The organism is Parasphingopyxis sp. (assembly GCF_052168295.1).
In the GTDB taxonomy this organism is placed as follows: Bacteria; Pseudomonadota; Alphaproteobacteria; order Sphingomonadales; family Sphingomonadaceae; genus Parasphingopyxis.
The window spans coordinates 11703-29695 of the sequence record NZ_JBQLZN010000075.1 but is presented as its reverse complement, the minus strand read 5'-3'; the positions used below and the strand labels follow the sequence as shown (position 1 = coordinate 29695).

The window sequence follows — 17993 nt, the reverse complement described above, 5'->3', positions numbered from 1 at the left end:
GAAAAACAGCAGTATCGAGAGGATGACCATGCTTGGAGGAATGCAGAACGCGCCGCTGCGCATCAGCAACATTATCGATCATGCGGCCAAGGAACACGGTTCGCGCGAGATCGTGACGCGCTGGGCCGACGGCAGCACGACCCGCTCGAACTGGGCCGGCATCGCCGAAGATGCGCGCAAATTCTCGCAAGCGCTCGAAAAGCTCGGCATGAAGAAAGGCGACCGGATCGCCACGCTCGCCATGAACCACGGGCACCATCTGTCGGCCTGGTACGGGATCAGCGGGATGGGCGGTGTCGTCCACACCATCAATCCGCGCCTGTTCGCCGAACAGCTCGTCTATATCATGAACCATGCCGAGGATCGAGTGCTGCTGTTCGACAAGATGTTTGAGCCGATCGTCGAAGGCGTAAAGGACCAGCTCAAAACAATTGAACATTTCATCCTGTTCGACGGGGAGGGCGATTATCCGACGTTCCGCGAACTCGTCGATGCCGAGGATGGCGACTATGAGTGGGTCGAGGGCGACGAGCGCGAGCCGTGCGGGCTCTGTTACACGAGCGGGACGACGGGCAATCCCAAGGGCGTACTCTATGAGCACCGCTCGAACGTGATTCACGCGATTACCGAAGGCCAGCCCGATGCGATGAACCTCTCGCAGCGCTCGGTGATGCTGCCCATCGTGCCGATGTTTCACGCCAATGCCTGGGGCCTGCCCTTCGCCTGCGCAGTGACGGGATCGAAAATGGTCTTCTCCGCCTCCAACGATGGCGGTGTCCTGCACAACCTGATGCTCGAAGAGGGCGTCACGCATTCCGCCGGCGTGCCGACCGTCTGGCTTGCCATGTTCGCGCATATGGACGCCAACACGGTCGATTACGGCAAGCTCGAAATGGTCGTGATCGGCGGCTCGGCCGCGCCGCGCGCGATGATCGAGCGGCTGATGAATGCGGGCGTCTATGTCCTCCACGCCTGGGGCATGACCGAAACCTCGCCGATCGGCACGATCGGCATGCGCCCGCCGCATTGGGATGAGCTCAGCTTCGACGAGAAGGTGGAGATCATCTGCAAGCAGGGCCGCACGCCCTTCGGCGTCGAAATCCGCGTGGTGGACGATGACGGCAACGAGCTGCCGCGCGATGGTGAAAGCTCGGGCAGCCTTCATGTGCGCGGCCCCTGGGTGCTCGACCAGTATTTCCAGGACGACGGCGGCAAATGCGTCGGCGACGACAATTGGTTCGATACCGGCGATGTCGCGGTCATCCACCCCGATGGCTGTATGCAGATCACGGACCGCGCCAAGGACGTCATCAAGTCCGGCGGCGAATGGATCAGCTCGATCGAGCTCGAAAATGCCGCCGTCGGATGCCCGGGCGTGGCCGAGGCCGCGGCGGTCGGCGTCTACCATCCCAAATGGGATGAGCGGCCGCTGCTCCTGATCGTAAAGAAAGAGGGCGCGGATGTCAGCGCCGACGATGTCGTCGAATTCCTGAAGGACAAGGTCGCCAAATGGTGGCTACCCGATGAAGTGAAATTCGTCGACGAGCTGCCGCATACGGCCACCGGCAAAATCCTGAAGCGCGCGCTGCGCGACGAATATAAGGATTACAAGCTGGAAACGGCCTGAGCGCGAACGGGGGCATGGGTCGCCATGACGGCCGTCTATGACGAGATCGGCGTCGACTATGCCGATTTGCGCAAACCCGATCCGCGCATAGCCGCCGCCATCGAACGAGCATTGGGCGATGCCGAGACCGTCCTCAATGTCGGGGCGGGTGCGGGTTCATATGAGCCGGCCGGCCGGCAGGTAACCGCCGTCGAGCCGTCGCTCGCAATGATCGGGCAGCGTTTCAGCGATGCGGCACCGGCCGTTCAAGGCGTCGCCGAAGACCTGCCTTTCGGCGATGACAGTTTCGATGCGTCGATGGCGATCCTGACCGTTCACCATTGGACCGACAAGGCCAAAGGCCTTGGCGAGATGCGCCGGGTCACGCGCGGACCGGTCGTGTTGCTGACCTTCGATCCCGATTTTCGCGACATCTGGTTGCTCGACTATCTGCCGGAAAATGCGGAACTCGACGCGCAGCAGATGCCGAAGATGGCCGCATATGAAAAATGGCTCGGGCCGGTCGAGATCGAGCCCGTTCCGATCCCGCACGATTGTACCGACGGTTTCCTCTATGCTTATTGGCGCCGCCCATCGGCCTATCTTGATCCGCAGATCCGCAAGGGCAGCTCGACTTTCTTGAAGATCGACAATGTTACGGAAAAGCTCGAGCGGCTGGCGGACGATCTGAAATCCGGCGCCTGGGCGACGCGCTATGCCGATCTGCTTGATCTGGACGCGATCGATATGGGCTATCGGCTCGTCGTCGCACGGCGTTAGCGGGGCTCAGAAAAGCTCCCCCTGTGGACCGGCGGGTGGGCGGAACAGATCGGTGCGCAGCATTATCTTCTTCTGATTGAGGCCGTGCTTGCGGCAGACCTTGGCGAAGCGCGTTTCGATCAACTGGCCCCACGGCCCGGCCGCGCGCATGCGCGTGAAATAATTGGGATCGTTGTCGCGACCCTGGCGGATCGAGCGGATGATGTTCATCACCTTGCCCGCGCGCTCCGGATAATGGGCATCGAGCCAGGCGCGAAACAGCGGCGCGACCTCATGCGGCAGGCGGATAGGGATGAAGAAGGCCGCCTGCGCGCCCGCTTCGGCGGCCGTTTCGATCAGCGTCTCGATCTCATGATCGGTGATTGCCGGGATGATCGGCGACATGGACACATAGGTCGGGATGCCGGCCTCGCTTAGCGCAGTGATCGCGGTAAGCCGTTTGCGGGCGGATGGCGCGCGTGGCTCAAGCGTGCGATGCACGTTCGGATCGAGCGACGTTACCGAAACCGCGACCGCAACCAAATCATTCGCCGCCATGTCCGCCAGCAGGTCGATATCATGCACCACCCGGTCCGACTTGGTCGTGATCGTCAGCGGATGGCGCGCTTCGGCAAGGATCGCGATACAGTCGCGCGTGATCCGGTAGCGTCCTTCGATCGGCTGGTAGGGATCGGTGTTCGTACCCATCGCGATCGGCGACGGACGATAGCCGGGTTTGGACAGCGCCTCGCGCAGCAGGCGCGGCGCGCCGGGTTTGGCGAAGAGCCGCGTTTCGAAGTCGAGGCCGGGCGATAGATCGTGAAACGCATGGGTCGGTCGCGCGAAGCAATAGATGCAACCATGCTCGCAGCCGCGATAGGCGTTGAGCGAGCGGTCGAACCCGATGTCCGGCGACGCGTTTCGGGTGATGATCGTCTTCGGGCGCTCGATCATGACCGTCGTTTTCGGGGGCAGGGGTGCACCATCGATGTCCGCTTCCGCATCCAGCCAGTCGCCGTCCGGCTCCCGGTCAGGCAGGTTGAAGCGTGTGGGCGGCGCGTTAGCGGTGGCGCCGCGGCCCTTGGTCTTGCGTGAGAACATAACAAGAACACATTGCCATGAGGATCGCCGCCGTGCAAGGTCGATTGCAGGAGGGACCTATGCGAATTTTCCAAAGCGGCACGGTGTGCCTGGCAGTGACGCTTGCGGCCTGTACGGCGGACGCCGAAACGAACGGCGAAGACGAGATGAGTGCCGAAGCGGGAGACGCGGATGGCGCCGATGCGGGCGGCGCGCCCGAATTGCTGATGCTCGATACGGACGTCGCCGATGGTGCCGAGCGGGTCGATGGTGCGGCCCCGGCGGGCGGTGCCGCCTTCGATCCCGAATGCCTGATCGAGGAGCAGCGTGTCGCCGGCATCGATCTGCCCGCGACGCTCGGCGATTTCGCCGGGGCCTTTCCGGAAGGGACGGCGCTCAGTTTCCATTCGCTGTTCATGGTCGATCTGAGCGCATTATGCGTGCGTTCGGATGGCGAGGATGCGATCTGCGCGATCGCCTTTGCCGAAGACAGCTATTCGGCCGGAGCGGCTGTCGAAAGCGTGATCGTGTCGAGTCCCGTCTGCAACGACGCCAGCGGTGTGGGTCCGGGCACGCCGGTTTCGACGGCTGTGGAAGCCTATGGCGAGCCCACTTTCGGCTTCAGTTGGGACAATGAGGGGCGCGAATATATGTCCTTCGCCGACGCCCCGTCCAATTTTCTGTTCCGGGCGCGGTCCGGCACGGCCGATGCCGAAGCGCAAAGCGGAGGACCGAACGTGCCCGGCGGTGAGCATGGCGGCGACTATCGCGGCGTAGAGGGCGACGGCTCCTATTTCGAAACCTCAACCGCCTATCCGGACGCCGAGATCCGCGAAGTCTGGATTTCGCGGCCTGTCGGCTAGGCTTCGCGCAGGCGCGGCATGAGTTCGACAAAGTTGCAAGGCCGATAGCGGCTGTCGAGCTGGGTCGCGAGAATGCCGTCCCAGCCGTCTTTCACCGCGCCGTTCGATCCGGGCAGGGCAAAGATATAGGTGCCGCGCGCCACGCAGCCACAGGCCCGAGACTGGATCGTCGATGTGCCGATCTTGTCGTGACTCAGCATCCGGAACAGCTCGCCAAAGCCGGGTATCGCCTTGTCCTGCACCCGTTGGAGCGCCTCGGGCGTAATGTCGCGCCCCGTCAACCCGGTCCCGCCGGTCGTGATGATGCAATCGACTTCGAGATCGTCGATCCAAGCATGCAGGCGCGAAACGATCTCCGACATTTCGTCGCGCACAATTTTCCGCGCAGCCAGGACATGCCCGGCATCGGTCAGTCTTTGCTCGAGAATATCGCCGGAGCTGTCCTGCTCTAGATTGCGCGTGTCCGAAACCGTCAGCAGGGCGATGCGGACGGGTTTGAATTCCGCGCTCTCGTCAATCGGCAATGCGCGCGCCTCCCTGGCCGGACAGGCGTACGGCCACGGCGCCCGGCGCGCCCGGGAAGCGCGGCCACATGCCCTGGGCGAGCGCCGCAAGGCTCGTCGATTCCTCGCCGGCATTGCGCTGATACATCCAGTAATTGCGCAGGACGATCGGCACATAACCGCGCGTCTCATAGAAAGGGATGCTCTCGATATAGAGCAGCGGATCGCCGCGATCGCGGAGGCGACCCTCCCAATTCATCACGGCGCCAGGCCCCGCATTGTAGGACGCGATGACCTTGGGCAGCAGCCCCTGCATGCCGGAAAAGTCGCGCATCTCTTCCATATAGTGTTGGCCGTACTCGATATTGATCTCGGGCACGTTCAGCCGCGATGCGTTGACGGTTTCGCCACGGTCGCGCGCGATGTCGCGCGCCGTACCCGGCATTAGCTGCAACAGGCCGCGCGCGCCGGCGGGGCTGACCACTTCGGGCCGGAAATTCGATTCCTGCAACGCATGGGCATAGACGAGCGACCGATCGACCCGCCATCCGCCGACCGGCTCGTAGCCGGGTGCAGGGAAACGCACACGGGACGATGCGTGATAGGAGACGGGCGCATTGCGCGCGATCCAGAGCTCCGCATTGGGCAGGCGCAGGCGGTTCGCGAGATCGAGCCACGCGTCATGATGCTGCGGATTGCCGATCGCCGCGCCGTGCCGGACGAATTCGTCGGCCAGGTCCCGCTCGCCGATCTCGGCCAGCGCCATGGCGCGCTGCGCCGTGGAGAAGGCGGCTACCGTATCCCATGTCGGCGACGGGATGGTCCGGTGAGGCGGCGCTTCGGAAATGCCGAGGCTCTGCATCGCCAGTAGTCCGTAAAAGGTTTCGTCCATCAGCGACGCTGTGCGCAGCAATGTCTGGACGTTTTCCGGCCGCCCGGCAGCCATTTCGGAGCGTGCCGCCCAATAGAGGCCCGCCGCGCGTTTTTCGCTGTCGGGCGCACGGCGGCCGACCGAAGCGAACGCGTCGGCTGCGGCATCGAAATCGCCGAGCCGCCACGATGCAAGCCCGTCGACCCAGTCGCCATGTACGGCCCAGTCGCCGACCCCGGCGCGCGCCTGGCGGGCGAGCCGCTGCGCATTGCGGTCGTCGCCGGTCAGATAATAGGACCATGCCACGCGCTGCTGCACTTCGGTGAGGCCGGCGCGGGTCAGGGATTCGCGGTTCTGCGCGAGTATATTTTCGGCTTCGCGCGGGCTGTCGGCGACTATCAGCGGACGGATCTCGCGAACCACCGAGCGCGCCGCGCTATCATCGCTGACCGGCCGTGCGCGGGCCCGGCGCGAAGGGCCGGAGGGACGGCGCATCGTCTGCGCGCGCGGCAGCACCGGCGCCTGTTCCAGACCGCGGCTTTGCGCGAGGGTGAGAATGCGATTGGCGTCGGGCAGATCGGGCGCTTCGTTCAGCAGCGCCTGAAGCGGCCCCAGTTCAACCTCCGGCGATCCGGCCGCAAGATACAGTTCTGCACGCGCCACGGGATGCAGGATGCCTTGCGGCGCGCGGGCGAGCCGGCCCTCGGCGCTTTCCCAGTTGCCGTTCCGGATATCGGCGAAAATCTGGCGATAGGCCTCGCGCTCGCTGCGCGTCAGAACGGAATCGATTTCCGAATGGGCGCCGGCCAGTGGAAGGTTGGGCAGGCTGGCATTGTCCGCAAGTGCGGGCGTGGCGGAGGCCGATAGCAGGGCAGTGACGGCAAACAGCTTCAGTTTCACGCGGTCATTCCTTCGATCAGCATCTGCAGGTCCTTCCAGCTTTGCGCCTTGAAGCGCGGCTGCCGGAGCAGGAACCGCGGATGAAAAGTGGCGGTCACCGACACAGTGCCGCCATCATGGTTAAAAATGTGTTGCGTTCCACGACTTTCATCGAGACCGGACCCGCAAAACACACGGCTCGGCGCGTCGCCCATGGTTAACAGCCGCGTTGGGGCGGCGAGCGCGACATGATGGCGGGCGATGGTTGCGAGCGTTTCGCGCGTTTTTTCGTCGATCGCGCCGCCTGCTATCCGGGCGGGGGAGAGGGGCGCGATATAGGTCGATGCCCGATCACGGCCGATGGCGGCCAGCATCCGGTCGAGCAATTGCCCGGTTGTGCCCGACAAAAGCCCTCTCGCATCGCGATCGTCCTGCTCGGGCATGTCGACCAGGATCATGAGGCCGCCTGCCGGATCGCCGATCGCGTCGAGCCGGTCGGATACCGGTGCGTCCAGGGTTTCGCTCGACAGCAGCCATTGGCGAAACCCTGCAAGGTCGGACGGCATATCGGCGAGGCTGGCCGCCGGTGCGGGCGCAGCTGCCGGCTTTGCCGCTGCGGGCGCTGTGCTCGGCTTTTTCGGTTCTTCGAGCCAGCTACGCGGATCGTCGCCGACGATCGTGTCGACCCCCGCCTCGCGCCACCAGGAAACCAGATTGTCGACGTCGCTGCTAATGGTCTGCCCCCGTTTTCCTTGGATGGCCATAGAGTCGAAGGTTGACGGCTTGGTCAATCGCCGGGCAGGGACTATCTGACAGATTGGTTGCTGGCCGCGACGATATGAGCGCGAAGCGGCCTGTTGAAGGAGAATGCGAGACCATGTCCGAACGGGAGTCCATGCCTTATGACGTCGTTATCGTCGGTGGCGGCCCAGCGGGCCTCTCCGCCGCGATCCGGCTCAAACAGCGCGCCGAAGAGGCGGGCAAGGAGATTTCGGTCTGCATCCTCGAAAAGGGGAGCGAGATCGGCGCGCACATCCTGTCGGGCGCGGTCGTCGATCCCAAGGCACTCGACGAGCTGTTCCCCGACTGGCGCGATTTCGACGATGCGCCGCTGACGGTCCCGGTCACCGAGAATCATCACTGGATACTGACGAAGGATAAAAAGCGCGAATTTCCGCACCTTCTGATGCCGTCTTTCATGAACAACAAGGGCACCTATACGGTCAGCCTCGGCAATTTCTGCCGCTGGCTTGCAGGGCGCGCGGAAGCCATGGGCGTCGAGATTTTTCCCGGTTTTGCGGCCGCGGAAGTGCTGTTCAACGAGGACGGTTCGGTCAAGGGCGTCGCGACCGGCGATATGGGTATCGCGCGCGACGGCTCCAAAAAGCCCGATTACATGCCGGGCATGGAACTCCACGCGAAATACACCTTCTTCGCCGAAGGGGTCCGCGGGCACCTCTCCAAACAGCTCATCAAACAGTTCGAACTCGATGCGAACTCCGAGCCGCAAGTCTATGGGCTCGGTATAAAAGAGCTCTGGGATATCGAGCCCGACAAACATGTGCCGGGCCGGGTGATCCACACGCAGGGCTGGCCGCTCGACGAAGCCAATGGCGGCGGGTTCCTCTATCATCAGGAGAATGGGCAGGTGGCGCTCGGTTTCGTTACCTGGCTCAACTATGCCAACCCCTGGATTTCGCCGTTCGAGGAAATGCAGCGCTGGAAAACCCATCCGGCGATCCGCGAAATCCTCGAAGGCGGCAAGCGCGTTTCCTATGGCGCGCGCGCGATCAACGATGGCGGCTGGCAGTCGGTGCCCAAGCTCTCTTTCCCGGGCGGCGCGCTGATCGGCTGTTCGGCCGGTTTCGTGAACGTGCCGCGGATCAAGGGTAGCCACACCGCGATGAAGACCGGCATGATGGCTGCTGACGCCGCGTTCGATGCCGTGCAGGCGGAGCGCGCTGGCGATGAATTGACCGCTTATGAGCACGCCTATGAGAACAGCTGGGTCTACAAGGAGCTGCGCAAGGTCCGCAACACGCTGCCGCTCGTCGAGAAGTACGGCAATTTCACCGGCACGCTGCTGTCCGGCGTGACGATGTGGGCCGAGCATCTGGGCATCCGCATGCCGTTCACCATGAGCCATCATCCCGATCATGAGAGCCTGTGGCGCGCCGATCAGGTGAAGAAGATCGAATATCCCAAGCCCGACGGCGTGATTACGTTCGATCGGCTGTCGTCGGTCTTTCTGTCGAATACCAACCATGAGGAAGACCAGCCGGTCCATCTGACGCTGAAGGATCCCGATGTGCCCGTCGCGCACAATCTGCCGCTTTATGCGGGACCGTCCCAGCGTTATTGCCCGGCCGGCGTCTACGAGTTCGTCGAAGATGAGCAGGGCAATCCGAAGTTCCAGATCAACGCGCAGAATTGCGTCCATTGCAAGACCTGCGACATCAAGGACCCGACCCAGAACATAAACTGGGTCGTGCCCGAAGGCGGTGGAGGACCGAACTATCCCAATATGTAAGCGTGTCGCCGGGCGTGCGGCCCTTTTTCTGGTGCCGGTTCTCGCGGTTTCGGGAGCCGCCGAAGCCAGCAATCCGCTGTCCGACTATGCGCGCGCCCGCGTCGCCGATGCATCGGGACAGATCGGCGTCGCGGCGGAGGGTTATGCCTCCGCATTGTCCGGCGCGCCGTTCGACGAAACGCTGGCGGCCCGCGCTTATCGCCGCGCAGTGGCCGCAGGGGACCGGAACCTCGCGCTAAGAGCGGCGCAGTCGCTGCAAGCCGCCAACGCGCTGCCGCCGGACGGCGAACTGCTGTTTTTGATCGAAGCGCTCGAGGACGGCGATTGGGGCGAAGCGCGTCGCGTGGTCGATCGTATCGAAGAACAGGGGCTGTTCTCGTCGCTTGCGCCCGTGATGCGCGCCTGGATTGCGTTCGGCGCGGACGATACCGATCCGCTCGCCATTCTCGATGCCGAGAGCGAGGAATCCAGCCCCAGCATTTATGAGCGCGAGCATCGGGCGCTGCTCCTGCTTGCCATGGGCCGTTACGAGGAAGGTATAACGGCGACGCTGGCGCTGAACGATGTCGGGCCGCCGCGGTTCCTGCGGCTGCGCCTCGCCGCGGCCGCGCGGCTTGTTCAAGCCCGGCGCCGCGACGAAGCTTTGGCGTTCCTGCCCGGAGACAGTCGGGCAGAACGGACGGCGCGGGCCGTGATCGAGCGCCGGCGTTCGCTGCCCGGTGCGATCGACAGCGCCGCCGACGGTATCGGCGAGCTGTTCGTGCGTTTGGCCGCCGATATCAACCGCCAGAACGCCTCCGCCCTCGCGCTCACGGTCAGCCGGTTCGCGACGTTCATCGCGCCCGATAACTCGGTCGGCTGGTTCGTTACGAGCGGCATCCTCAACCAGGCCGATCAGGAACAGGCCGCGCTGCTGGCGCTGGACGGGGTCGGCAATCGCGATCCCTTCTATTCGGACGTGCAGGATATGCGGGTGCAACTGCTCGCCGAGACGGACGAGCCACAGGCCGCGCTGGAGCTGGCGCGCGAGCGGGCCGAGGCGCGCAATGCGACTGCCGCCGATTGGCAGCGCTATGGCGAACGCTATGCCGCGCTCGATCTTTATGACGAGGCGGCGGAGGCTTATGGCCGCGCCGTCACGCTTGCTGGCGGCGACGATGCGCCGTGGAGCGCATGGCTGCTCTATGGCGGCGCGCTGCTTGATGCGGATCGCTGGGACGAATCGCGGCCGGCGCTAGAACGCGCGGTGGAACTCGCCCCGAACCAGCCGATCGCGCTCAACTATCTCGGCTATGCGTTGCTCGAACGACGCGAAGACCTTGAAACTGCGGAGGACCTGATCCGGCGCGCGAGCGAGCTCAGTCCGGACAGCGCCTCGATCACGGATTCGCTCGGCTGGGTCTATTACATCCAGGGCGATCTGGAGCGCGCTATCCCGACGCTCGAACGCGCGGCGCGCGGCGAACCGGCCGAGCCGACGATCAACGAGCATCTGGGCGATGCCTATTGGACCGCCGGCCGCCGGCGCGACGCGCGCTTTGCCTGGCAAGCCGCGCTCGTATCGGCAGACGACGAGGCGGCCGCGCGCATCCGGCAGAAGCTCGATATCGGGCTGACCGCCGAGACTGCATCCCCCTGATGGCGGGCCCCGGTGGGTCATTGCTGGAGACCGCATATGCCAAGATCAATCTCGCCCTGCATGTCCGCGCACGCCTGCCGGACGGCTATCACCGCATCGAAACGCTGTTCGCCTTTTGCAAAGATGGCGACGAGTTGCGCGCCGAGCCCGCTGACGGCCTGGCACTGACGATCGACGGGCCGTTCGGCGATGCCCTGTCCGATGGGCCGGACAATCTCGTTCTGCGCGCGGCTGACGCTTTGCGGCAGGTGGCCGATGTCGAAGCTGGCGCTGTACTGCATCTCACCAAGAATTTGCCGCTGGCGTCCGGCGTCGGCGGCGGCTCGGGCGATGCGGCTGCGACATTGCGTCTGCTGACGAGGCTATGGGGTCTGACGATCGATCGGGAGATGCTGCACGCTATCGCCGCAGAATTGGGCGCCGATGTACCGGCCTGCCTGCTGTCGCAGACCTGCTATGGTGCGGGCCGGGGCGACGAACTTCAGCCGATTGAGAGCAGTGAATGGGCCGGTACGCCGGTTTTGCTCGTCAATCCGCGCATAGCCGTTGAAACCGGCCCCGTGTTCGCGGCCTGGGACGGTGCGGATCGGGGACCGCTTGACGTGGCCGAGCCTCTGGAGCTCGACGCGGCGTGGCGCAACGATCTCGAAGCGCCGGCCCGGGCTATCGCGCCCGAAATCGGTGCCGTTCTCGATGTCTTGGTTGCCGCGCCGAGTGCGCAATTCGTCCGCATGTCGGGGTCCGGCGCTACCTGTTTCGCGCTGTTTGAAAGCGTCGAAGCGCGCGATTCCGCCGCGCGGGCGATCGCCGATGCGCATGGCGGGTGGTGGACGATGCCGTCGACGCTCAGATGAGCGACTTTCCGCCGTTAACCCTGTTTTTCAGCGTTTTCGTAAGAAATCGGGCTAATATTGCCGAATGAACGGATCGATCCTCTCGGGGAAACGTCCGCCAATGATCTGCGCGTCCTCCAAAGCCGCACGTCATTGAAACGGGCAGCAGCGCTTCGGTGCCGCTGCCCGTTTCGTATCAGCGGCTGGCCGCTTCCACGCGCTCGGCAAGCAGGCCGAGCGGCATCGCGCCCTGATTGAGCACCAATGCATTGAACGCGCGCACATCGAAGGCATCGCCCTGCGCCGCGCGCATCTGTTCGCGCATTTCGAGGATGCGCAGCTGGCCGAGCTTGTAGCCGAGCGCCTGGCCGGGCCATGCCATATAGCGCTCGATTTCGGCCGTGACCCGGCTTTCCGCGATGCCGGTCGCGCCCTGCATGAAGCGGATCGCCTGTTCGCGCGTCCAGCGCTTGTGATGGAGGCCCGTGTCGACGACCAGCCGGACGGCGCGGAACAGCTCGTCCTGCAAGCGCCCGAGATCGCCGAACGGATCGTCCGCATAATAACCGAGTTCCTTGGCGAGCAGTTCTGCGTAGAGCGCCCAGCCCTCCTGATAGCCGTTGAAGCTCGCGATCCGGATGATGAGCGGCGCTTCGCCGAGCCCGCTCGCGATCGCGACCTGGGTATGATGGCCGGGCACGCCTTCATGATAGGTAAGCGTGGGCAGGCGGAAGCGGGGGACGGCCCGCATATCGCGCAAATTGATCCAATAGGTGCCGGGCCGGGTGCCGTCGAGCGAGGGCGCATCGTAATAGCCGCCCGGCGCGCTATCCTCCGTCGCCTCGGGCACGCGGCGGATCACGAGCTGTTGCTGCGGGATGATCTCGGCCGGCAGCATGTCGCCATAATTACCTTCGGCGCGTTGAGCGAGTTCGCCGACATAATCGAGCAGTTCCTGTCGCCCCGTATCGCTGTCTGCGAACAGGAACCGTTCGTCGCCTGCCAGCCGCAGCATCCGCTCGCCGACGCTGCCGCCGGTTTCGTCATTGGCAGTGAGCAGCGCGTCCATTTCCGCAGTGATCCGCCGCACTTCCTCGAGACCGATATCGTGGATCTCGTCCGGTGAGAGTTCGGTATCGCCGAGCGCGCGGGTGTTTGCTGCGTAGAGCGCCTCCCCGTCGGGCTGCGCCCAGATCCCGGCCGCTTCCTGCCCGCGTGGCAGCATCTCGGCGATATGGTCGCGCAGCCGCTGGAACGCCGGGCGCGCCCGGGTCTCAAGCGCGGTGATCGCGAAATGCAGCGCCGTGGCGCGCAGGGTTGTATCGGTCACCGCAGCGGCCATCCCGTCGTCGAATGCCTCTATCAGAGGATGCGATTCCGCCGGGCCTTCGAGAAAGGCGTCGAGCACGGGCAGGGTCTTCGCGAGCAGGGCCTGGGGCGGGCGGCATCCCGCCGCCTCGTCGGCCCGCACCTTTTCGAGCACGCCGGCAAAGCCCGCCTCGAAGCCATTGAGCTTCTCCAGCCAGGCATCGATGGCATCCGGCGTCCGCAGAGACTGCTGGCTCTTCATCACCGCCGGCGTATCGATATGCGGCCCGCTGATCTGCGATACGAGATAAGGCAGGTGATTGACGTAGCTGAACGGGTTGATCCGGCCATAGGCGATGCTCGCTGATCGGCCGGCATTGGCGAGCACCGCTTCGGAGACGGCCGCGTGCAGCGCATCGCGCGATCCGCGCGCACAGTCGAGCGCGGCGATGCGCGTGCGGCTCGCCGCCGCGCCATCGCGCAGCGCCTGTTCTCCGGCCGGCGAATAGTCCGCCATGCGCCGCGCCAGCGGCCCGCCGTTCAACGACGCTTCGGTGCCGTTATAAGTTGCGACCTCCGGCAGAAGCGCGAGCAGCCGGTCGGCCTCGTCGGCAAGCACCATGCCGGCGTTGCAGCTTTGCGCACCGCTTGACGCCGGCACCGTGGCGCAGCCGCCGACGCCCAATATCGTGCCCGCGGCCAGCCCGGCCATCGCCTCGCGGCGTGTCAGTTCGAAACCCATCTGCGACCCTCCAACTTGCGTTACTTGGTGACATAGGCCGCGCGGGACGGCAACTAGGCGCCATGCGTAGGCAAAATAGACTTTGGCTATCGGCGAGGCCGCGATGAAGGATGTCTATCGCGAGATCGAAGGATCGGCGGATTCCGGGCTGATGCTGATCGCCGATCATGCGTCGAACCGCGTGCCCGACGATATCGATCTCGGCGTGCATCCCTCTGTGCTCGACAAGCATGTCGCGGTCGATATCGGCGTCGACCGGCTGTCGGGTTTGGTCGCTGGGCGGTTGGAATGTCCGGCGATAATCGCCAATGTGTCCCGCCTCGTCGTCGATCTGCATCGCGAGCATGATCATCCGGACGCCACGCCCGCGCATAGCGACGGCCATCATATTCCGGCCAATGCGGCGCTCGACGAAGCCGCGCGGCGCGCGCGGATCGAGCGCTTCTGGCATCCTTATCATGGCCGGGCGTCCGAGCTCATCGATCACCACGATCCCGACATGCTCTTCACGCTGCACAGCTTCACGCCGCGGCTCGAAACCCGCGCGCATGAAAGCCGACCCTGGCACGCCGGGATCCTCTACAATCAGGACGACCGCGCAGCGCGCGTGGCGATCCCCAAGCTCGAGGCACTGGGCCTCCATGTCGGCGATAACCAGCCCTATTCGGGGCTGGAACTCAACGCGACGATGGACCTGCATGCCGAAGCGCGCGGCTTGCCCTATCTCGCCATCGAGGTGCGGAATGACTTGATCGCGGACGCGGAAGGCGCAAGGAAATGGGCCGAATTGCTCGCCCCGATAATTGCCGAGACGCGGGACGCGCTGAAGAAATAGGGAATCCACGATGTCCAATCGCTTCGACAAGTCGCAACTGCCGAGCCGTCACGTTTCGGTCGGCCCGTCGCGCGCACCCCACCGCAGCTATTATTACGCGATGGGCATCACCGAGGAGGAGATCGAGCAGCCCTTCGTCGCCGTCGCAAGCGCGGGCAATGACAGCGCGCCCTGCAACACGCGGCTCGATCATCAGGCCGATATCTGCCGCGAGGGCGTGATCGCGGGCGGCGGGCTGCCGCGCCGGTTCAACACGATCACGGTCACCGACGGCATCGCGATGGGCCATCAGGGCATGAAAAGCTCGCTTGTCAGCCGCGAGGTGATCGCCGATTCCGTCGAACTCTCGGTGCGCGGGCATTGCTATGACGCGCTGGTCGGTTTCGCCGGGTGCGATAAATCGCTGCCCGGCATGATGATGGCGATGCTGCGGCTGAACGTGCCGTCGATCTTCGTCTATGGCGGCTCGATCCTGCCCGGCCGCTATCGCGACCGCGACGTCACCGTGGTCGATGTGTTCGAGGCGGTGGGGCAATATGAGGCCGAAGCCTGCCCGCTGCAGGAGCTGATCGAGCTCGAAAAGGTCGCCTGTCCCGGCCATGGCGCATGCGGCGGCCAGTTTACGGCGAACACCATGGCCTGTGTCGGTGAGGCGATCGGGCTTTCGCTGCCCAACAGCAACATGGTTCCGGCGCCATATCAGTCCAACGACGATATCGCGCGCGCGGCGGGCGAACAGGTGATGGAGCTGCTCGCGCGCAATATCCGCCCGCGCGATCTGTGCACGAAAGCGGCGTTCGAGAATGCGGCGCGCGTCGTCGCGGCTACGGGCGGGTCGACCAATGCGGCGCTGCACCTGCCGGCGATGGCCAATGAATGCGGGATCGATTTCGACCTGTTCGACGTCGCCGAGACGTTCAAATCGACACCCTATCTTGCCGACCTCAAGCCCGGCGGCAAATATGTCGCCAAGGACATGTACGAGGCGGGCGGCGTCTATATGCTGATGAAGACGCTGCTCTCCGAAGGCCTGCTCGATGGCGACTGCCTGACGGTGACCGGGAAGACCTTGGGCGAAAACATCGATGAAGTGACGTGGAACCCCGATCAGAAAGTCATCTACGCCGTCGATAATCCGATCACGCCGACCGGCGGGGTCGTGGGCCTCAAGGGCTCGCTCGCCCCGGAAGGCGCGATCGTGAAAGTCGCTGGGATGGAGCGGCTGCAGTTCGAGGGACCGGCCCGTTGCTTCGACAGCGAGGAAGACTGTTTCAAGGCGGTCGAGGAGCGCGACATCGCCGAAGGCTCGGTCATTATCATCCGTTACGAAGGCCCCAAGGGCGGCCCCGGCATGCGCGAGATGCTCTCGACCACGGCGGCGCTTTACGGCCAGGGAATGGGCGAGAAGGTCGCGTTGATCACCGACGGCCGCTTCTCGGGCGCCACGCGCGGCTTCTGCATCGGCCATGTCGGCCCCGAGGCCGCCGATTGCGGACCGATCGGCCTCGTCGAAGACGGCGATATCATCCGCATCGATGCCGAAGCCGGCACGATCGATCTCGATGTCGACGAAGCGGTGCTGGCGGAGCGCCGGGCCAAATGGACCCCGCGCACCAACGATTATCAGTCGGGCACCCTCTGGCGTTACGCGCAGAATGTCGGCCCGGCGCATGAAGGCGCGGTTACGCATCCCGGCGCGAAGGCGGAGACGCACGTCTATGCGGATATTTAGCGGGCTGGCCGCGCTGGCCGCGCTGGCCGCTTGCGGAACGGCAAGCGAGGATCAGGCGGTCGAGTCCGATCCGCTCGTCGAGGCGGAAGTCGAAGCACGATCCGAACTCGCTGAAAGCGGCGTCGTCTATTGCGCGCTGGGCGGTGCGACGGAATTGCGGTCCGACTGCCTGATCGAGCGCAGCGAGACTGGCCAGGGGCTGGTGCTGACGATGCGCCATCCCGATGGCGGCTTCCGCCGCTTGCTGGTGACGAACGACGGCAGCGGCCTGGTTGCTGCGGATGGCGCGGAAGCCGTTGCCGTCACGCCGATTTCGGAGCGCGAGATCGAGGTCGCGATCGGCGGCGACACCTATCGTTTGCCGGCGACGGTGCGGTGATCGCCGGGCCGATTCTGACAGCCGCCGAGATGGTCGCGGCGGAAGAGGCCGCGATGGCGGAAGGGATTTCGGTCGGCGAGTTGATGGAGCGCGCGGGCCGCGAAGTCGCCGATATCGCCTGGCGGATGGCCGGTGTCTCCGAGACGCTGATCCTGTGCGGGCCGGGCAATAATGGCGGCGACGGCTATGTCGTCGCGCGGCTGCTCGCCGAGCGGGGCAGCGATGTGCGTGTTGCCGCGCTGGCCGATCCCAAGACCGATGTGGCGAAGGAGGCGCGCGCGAAATGGGATAGCCCCGTCGAGCCGATCGCGGGCGCCAAGGGGGCACCGCTCGTTATCGACGCGTTGTTCGGTACGGGGCTGGTGCGGCCATTGAGCGGAACGCTCGCGAAAACGCTGGCCGATCATGTGACGAGCGCTACGCATAGCGTCGCGGTCGACTTGCCGAGTGGGATCGAAACGGACAGTGGTACGCTGCTCTCGCCGGTGCCGAAGTTCGATGCGACTGTTGCGCTCGGGGCCCTGAAACCGGCGCATTTGCTCCAGCCTGCGGCATCCTATCTCGGCAAGGTGATGCTTGGCGAGATTGGCGTGCCGGCAAAAAGCGATCTCCGCGCGCTCGGCCGCCCGAAACTCGCTGCGCCCGGACCCGACGATCACAAATATTCACGCGGCTATGTGCTCGTTGCGGGCGGCGCGATGGCTGGCGCCGCGAGTCTGACCGCCGACGCAGCGATCCGGGGCGGGGCGGGTTATGTCGCGCTCGCCGGGCCGGATCATCCCGAGGGGCCGCTGGCGCTCGTTTACCGGCTCGCCGCCGATCCGCGGACATTGGGCGATATGCTCGCGGACGAGCGGATCGATGTTGCCGTTGCCGGGCCAGGACTGGGCCTGAACGGCAAGGCCGAGGCGCGGCTAAACCAGGTGCTCGATTCCGGCCGGCGGCTGGTCCTCGACGCGGACGCGCTGACGCTGATCGCGCAAGGCGGCGTGGAGCGGCTGCACGAGCTCTCTTCCGTCCCAATCCTGACACCGCATCATGGCGAGTTTATCCGGTTGTTCGGGGAGGGCGAGGGGAGCAAAGTCGAGCGGGCGCGCGATGCCGCGAAACGTGCCAATTCGGTTACCGTCTACAAAGGCAGCGACACGGTGATTGCCGCGCCTGACGGACGGGCCGCCATTGCCGCGTGCACGCCAACCTGGCTCGCGACGGCCGGCACCGGCGATGTGCTGACGGGCATTACGGCCGCGCGCTATGCACAGAATAGCGATCCGTTCGCAGCGGCCTGCGAAGCGGTGTGGCTGCATGGTGAAGCGGGTCGGCGGGCCGGGGCCTTCCTCATCGCCGACGATCTGCTCGATATGCTGCCGGGCACGCTGGCGAGTTGTTTGTGATTGATTGGGCTCCTGCGAAGGCAGGAGCCCAGGGCGGTAG

15 protein-coding genes are annotated in these 17993 nt (G+C 64.9%); 10 read left to right on the top strand and 5 right to left on the bottom strand.

Annotated elements, in window-relative coordinates; translation table 11 throughout:
* Positions 1 to 28: 28 nt before the first annotated feature.
* Positions 29 to 1627 (top strand): long-chain fatty acid--CoA ligase, encoded by a 1599-nt coding sequence (locus ACTS1Z_RS11920; protein WP_442624698.1) that lies wholly within the window; start codon positions 29 to 31, stop codon positions 1625 to 1627.
* 24 nt (positions 1628 to 1651) lie between these two features.
* On the top strand, positions 1652 to 2386 hold the full coding sequence (locus ACTS1Z_RS11915; protein ID WP_442624685.1) for a class I SAM-dependent methyltransferase: 735 nt from the start codon (positions 1652 to 1654) through the stop codon (positions 2384 to 2386).
* Between the two features lie 6 nt (positions 2387 to 2392).
* Here ACTS1Z_RS11915 and ACTS1Z_RS11910 read toward each other — a convergent pair whose 3' ends face one another.
* The gene (locus tag ACTS1Z_RS11910) at positions 2393 to 3466 is read right to left on the bottom strand and encodes a PA0069 family radical SAM protein (RefSeq protein WP_442624684.1); all 1074 of its coding nucleotides are present in this window, start codon (positions 3464 to 3466) and stop codon (positions 2393 to 2395) included.
* Between the two features lie 59 nt (positions 3467 to 3525).
* On the opposite strand from ACTS1Z_RS11910, the gene ACTS1Z_RS11905 reads away from it, so the two are divergent.
* Positions 3526 to 4308 (top strand): hypothetical protein, encoded by a 783-nt coding sequence (locus ACTS1Z_RS11905; RefSeq protein ID WP_442624683.1) that lies wholly within the window; start codon positions 3526 to 3528, stop codon positions 4306 to 4308.
* Here ACTS1Z_RS11905 and moaB read toward each other — a convergent pair.
* From moaB to ACTS1Z_RS11890, 3 genes are read right to left on the bottom strand one after another with little or no spacing between them, the layout of a single operon-like run.
* On the bottom strand, positions 4305 to 4832 hold the full coding sequence (gene moaB / locus ACTS1Z_RS11900) for a molybdenum cofactor biosynthesis protein B (RefSeq protein ID WP_442624682.1): 528 nt from the start codon (positions 4830 to 4832) through the stop codon (positions 4305 to 4307). The two genes, ACTS1Z_RS11905 and moaB, sit on opposite strands and share 4 nt — an antisense overlap.
* A complete protein-coding gene (locus tag ACTS1Z_RS11895) occupies positions 4822 to 6582 on the bottom strand; it encodes a lytic transglycosylase domain-containing protein (RefSeq protein WP_442624681.1) in 1761 nt (586 codons plus the stop codon). Before ACTS1Z_RS11895 ends, moaB begins: the two co-directional genes overlap by 11 nt.
* Positions 6579 to 7325 (bottom strand): uracil-DNA glycosylase family protein, encoded by a 747-nt coding sequence (locus ACTS1Z_RS11890; RefSeq protein ID WP_442624680.1) that lies wholly within the window; start codon positions 7323 to 7325, stop codon positions 6579 to 6581. The genes ACTS1Z_RS11895 and ACTS1Z_RS11890 overlap by 4 nt, the downstream gene beginning before the upstream one ends.
* Before the next feature lie 113 nt (positions 7326 to 7438).
* On the opposite strand from ACTS1Z_RS11890, the gene ACTS1Z_RS11885 reads away from it, so the two are divergent.
* The 3 genes from ACTS1Z_RS11885 to ACTS1Z_RS11875 are packed head-to-tail and all read left to right on the top strand — an operon-like array spanning position 7439 to position 11584.
* Positions 7439 to 9091 carry an electron transfer flavoprotein-ubiquinone oxidoreductase gene (locus ACTS1Z_RS11885; protein ID WP_442624679.1) on the top strand — a complete coding sequence of 551 codons (1653 nt, stop codon included), beginning with the start codon at positions 7439 to 7441 and terminating at the stop codon, positions 9089 to 9091.
* Between the two features lie 31 nt (positions 9092 to 9122).
* Positions 9123 to 10730 carry a tetratricopeptide repeat protein gene (locus tag ACTS1Z_RS11880; RefSeq protein WP_442624678.1) on the top strand — a complete coding sequence of 536 codons (1608 nt, stop codon included), beginning with the start codon at positions 9123 to 9125 and terminating at the stop codon, positions 10728 to 10730.
* Positions 10730 to 11584: a 4-(cytidine 5'-diphospho)-2-C-methyl-D-erythritol kinase gene (locus ACTS1Z_RS11875; RefSeq protein ID WP_442624677.1), complete on the top strand. Its 855-nt coding sequence runs from the start codon at positions 10730 to 10732 to the stop codon at positions 11582 to 11584. Before ACTS1Z_RS11880 ends, ACTS1Z_RS11875 begins: the two co-directional genes overlap by 1 nt.
* A 175-nt stretch (positions 11585 to 11759) precedes the next feature.
* On the opposite strand, the gene ACTS1Z_RS11870 is transcribed toward ACTS1Z_RS11875, so the two are convergent.
* Positions 11760 to 13613 (bottom strand): DUF885 domain-containing protein, encoded by a 1854-nt coding sequence (locus ACTS1Z_RS11870; protein WP_442624676.1) that lies wholly within the window; start codon positions 13611 to 13613, stop codon positions 11760 to 11762.
* A gap of 103 nt (positions 13614 to 13716) precedes the next feature.
* Between ACTS1Z_RS11870 and ACTS1Z_RS11865 the strand changes: the two genes are divergently transcribed.
* Genes ACTS1Z_RS11865 through ACTS1Z_RS11850 form a run of 4 tightly spaced genes read left to right on the top strand, consistent with a single transcriptional unit; the run spans position 13717 to position 17953 of the window.
* Complete coding sequence (locus ACTS1Z_RS11865) at positions 13717 to 14448, top strand: N-formylglutamate amidohydrolase (protein ID WP_442624697.1); 732 nt, start codon at positions 13717 to 13719, stop codon at positions 14446 to 14448.
* 10 nt (positions 14449 to 14458) lie between these two features.
* Entirely contained in the window at positions 14459 to 16180 is a 1722-nt protein-coding gene (gene ilvD, locus ACTS1Z_RS11860) for a dihydroxy-acid dehydratase (protein WP_442624675.1), read from the top strand.
* Positions 16167 to 16559: a hypothetical protein gene (locus tag ACTS1Z_RS11855; protein WP_442624674.1), complete on the top strand. Its 393-nt coding sequence runs from the start codon at positions 16167 to 16169 to the stop codon at positions 16557 to 16559. The genes ilvD and ACTS1Z_RS11855 overlap by 14 nt, the downstream gene beginning before the upstream one ends.
* Entirely contained in the window at positions 16556 to 17953 is a 1398-nt protein-coding gene (locus tag ACTS1Z_RS11850; RefSeq protein WP_442624673.1) for an NAD(P)H-hydrate dehydratase, read from the top strand. The genes ACTS1Z_RS11855 and ACTS1Z_RS11850 overlap by 4 nt, the downstream gene beginning before the upstream one ends.
* Positions 17954 to 17993: the final 40 nt, after the last annotated feature.

Excerpts from the sequence above, each read along its gene's own strand:
- ACTS1Z_RS11920 (WP_442624698.1), top strand. The coding sequence starts at position 29 with ATGCTTGGAGGAATGCAGAACGCGCCGCTGCGCATCAGCAACATTATC.
- ACTS1Z_RS11915 (WP_442624685.1), top strand. The coding sequence starts at position 1,652 with ATGACGGCCGTCTATGACGAGATCGGCGTCGACTATGCCGATTTGCGC.
- ACTS1Z_RS11910 (WP_442624684.1), bottom strand. The coding sequence starts at position 3,466 with ATGTTCTCACGCAAGACCAAGGGCCGCGGCGCCACCGCTAACGCGCCG.
- ACTS1Z_RS11905 (WP_442624683.1), top strand. The coding sequence starts at position 3,526 with ATGCGAATTTTCCAAAGCGGCACGGTGTGCCTGGCAGTGACGCTTGCG.
- ACTS1Z_RS11890 (WP_442624680.1), bottom strand. The coding sequence starts at position 7,325 with ATGGCCATCCAAGGAAAACGGGGGCAGACCATTAGCAGCGACGTCGAC.
- ACTS1Z_RS11885 (WP_442624679.1), top strand. The coding sequence starts at position 7,439 with ATGTCCGAACGGGAGTCCATGCCTTATGACGTCGTTATCGTCGGTGGC.
- ACTS1Z_RS11875 (WP_442624677.1), top strand. The coding sequence starts at position 10,730 with ATGGCGGGCCCCGGTGGGTCATTGCTGGAGACCGCATATGCCAAGATC.
- ACTS1Z_RS11870 (WP_442624676.1), bottom strand. The coding sequence starts at position 13,613 with ATGGGTTTCGAACTGACACGCCGCGAGGCGATGGCCGGGCTGGCCGCG.
- ACTS1Z_RS11865 (WP_442624697.1), top strand. The coding sequence starts at position 13,717 with ATGAAGGATGTCTATCGCGAGATCGAAGGATCGGCGGATTCCGGGCTG.
- ilvD (WP_442624675.1), top strand. The coding sequence starts at position 14,459 with ATGTCCAATCGCTTCGACAAGTCGCAACTGCCGAGCCGTCACGTTTCG.
- ACTS1Z_RS11855 (WP_442624674.1), top strand. The coding sequence starts at position 16,167 with ATGCGGATATTTAGCGGGCTGGCCGCGCTGGCCGCGCTGGCCGCTTGC.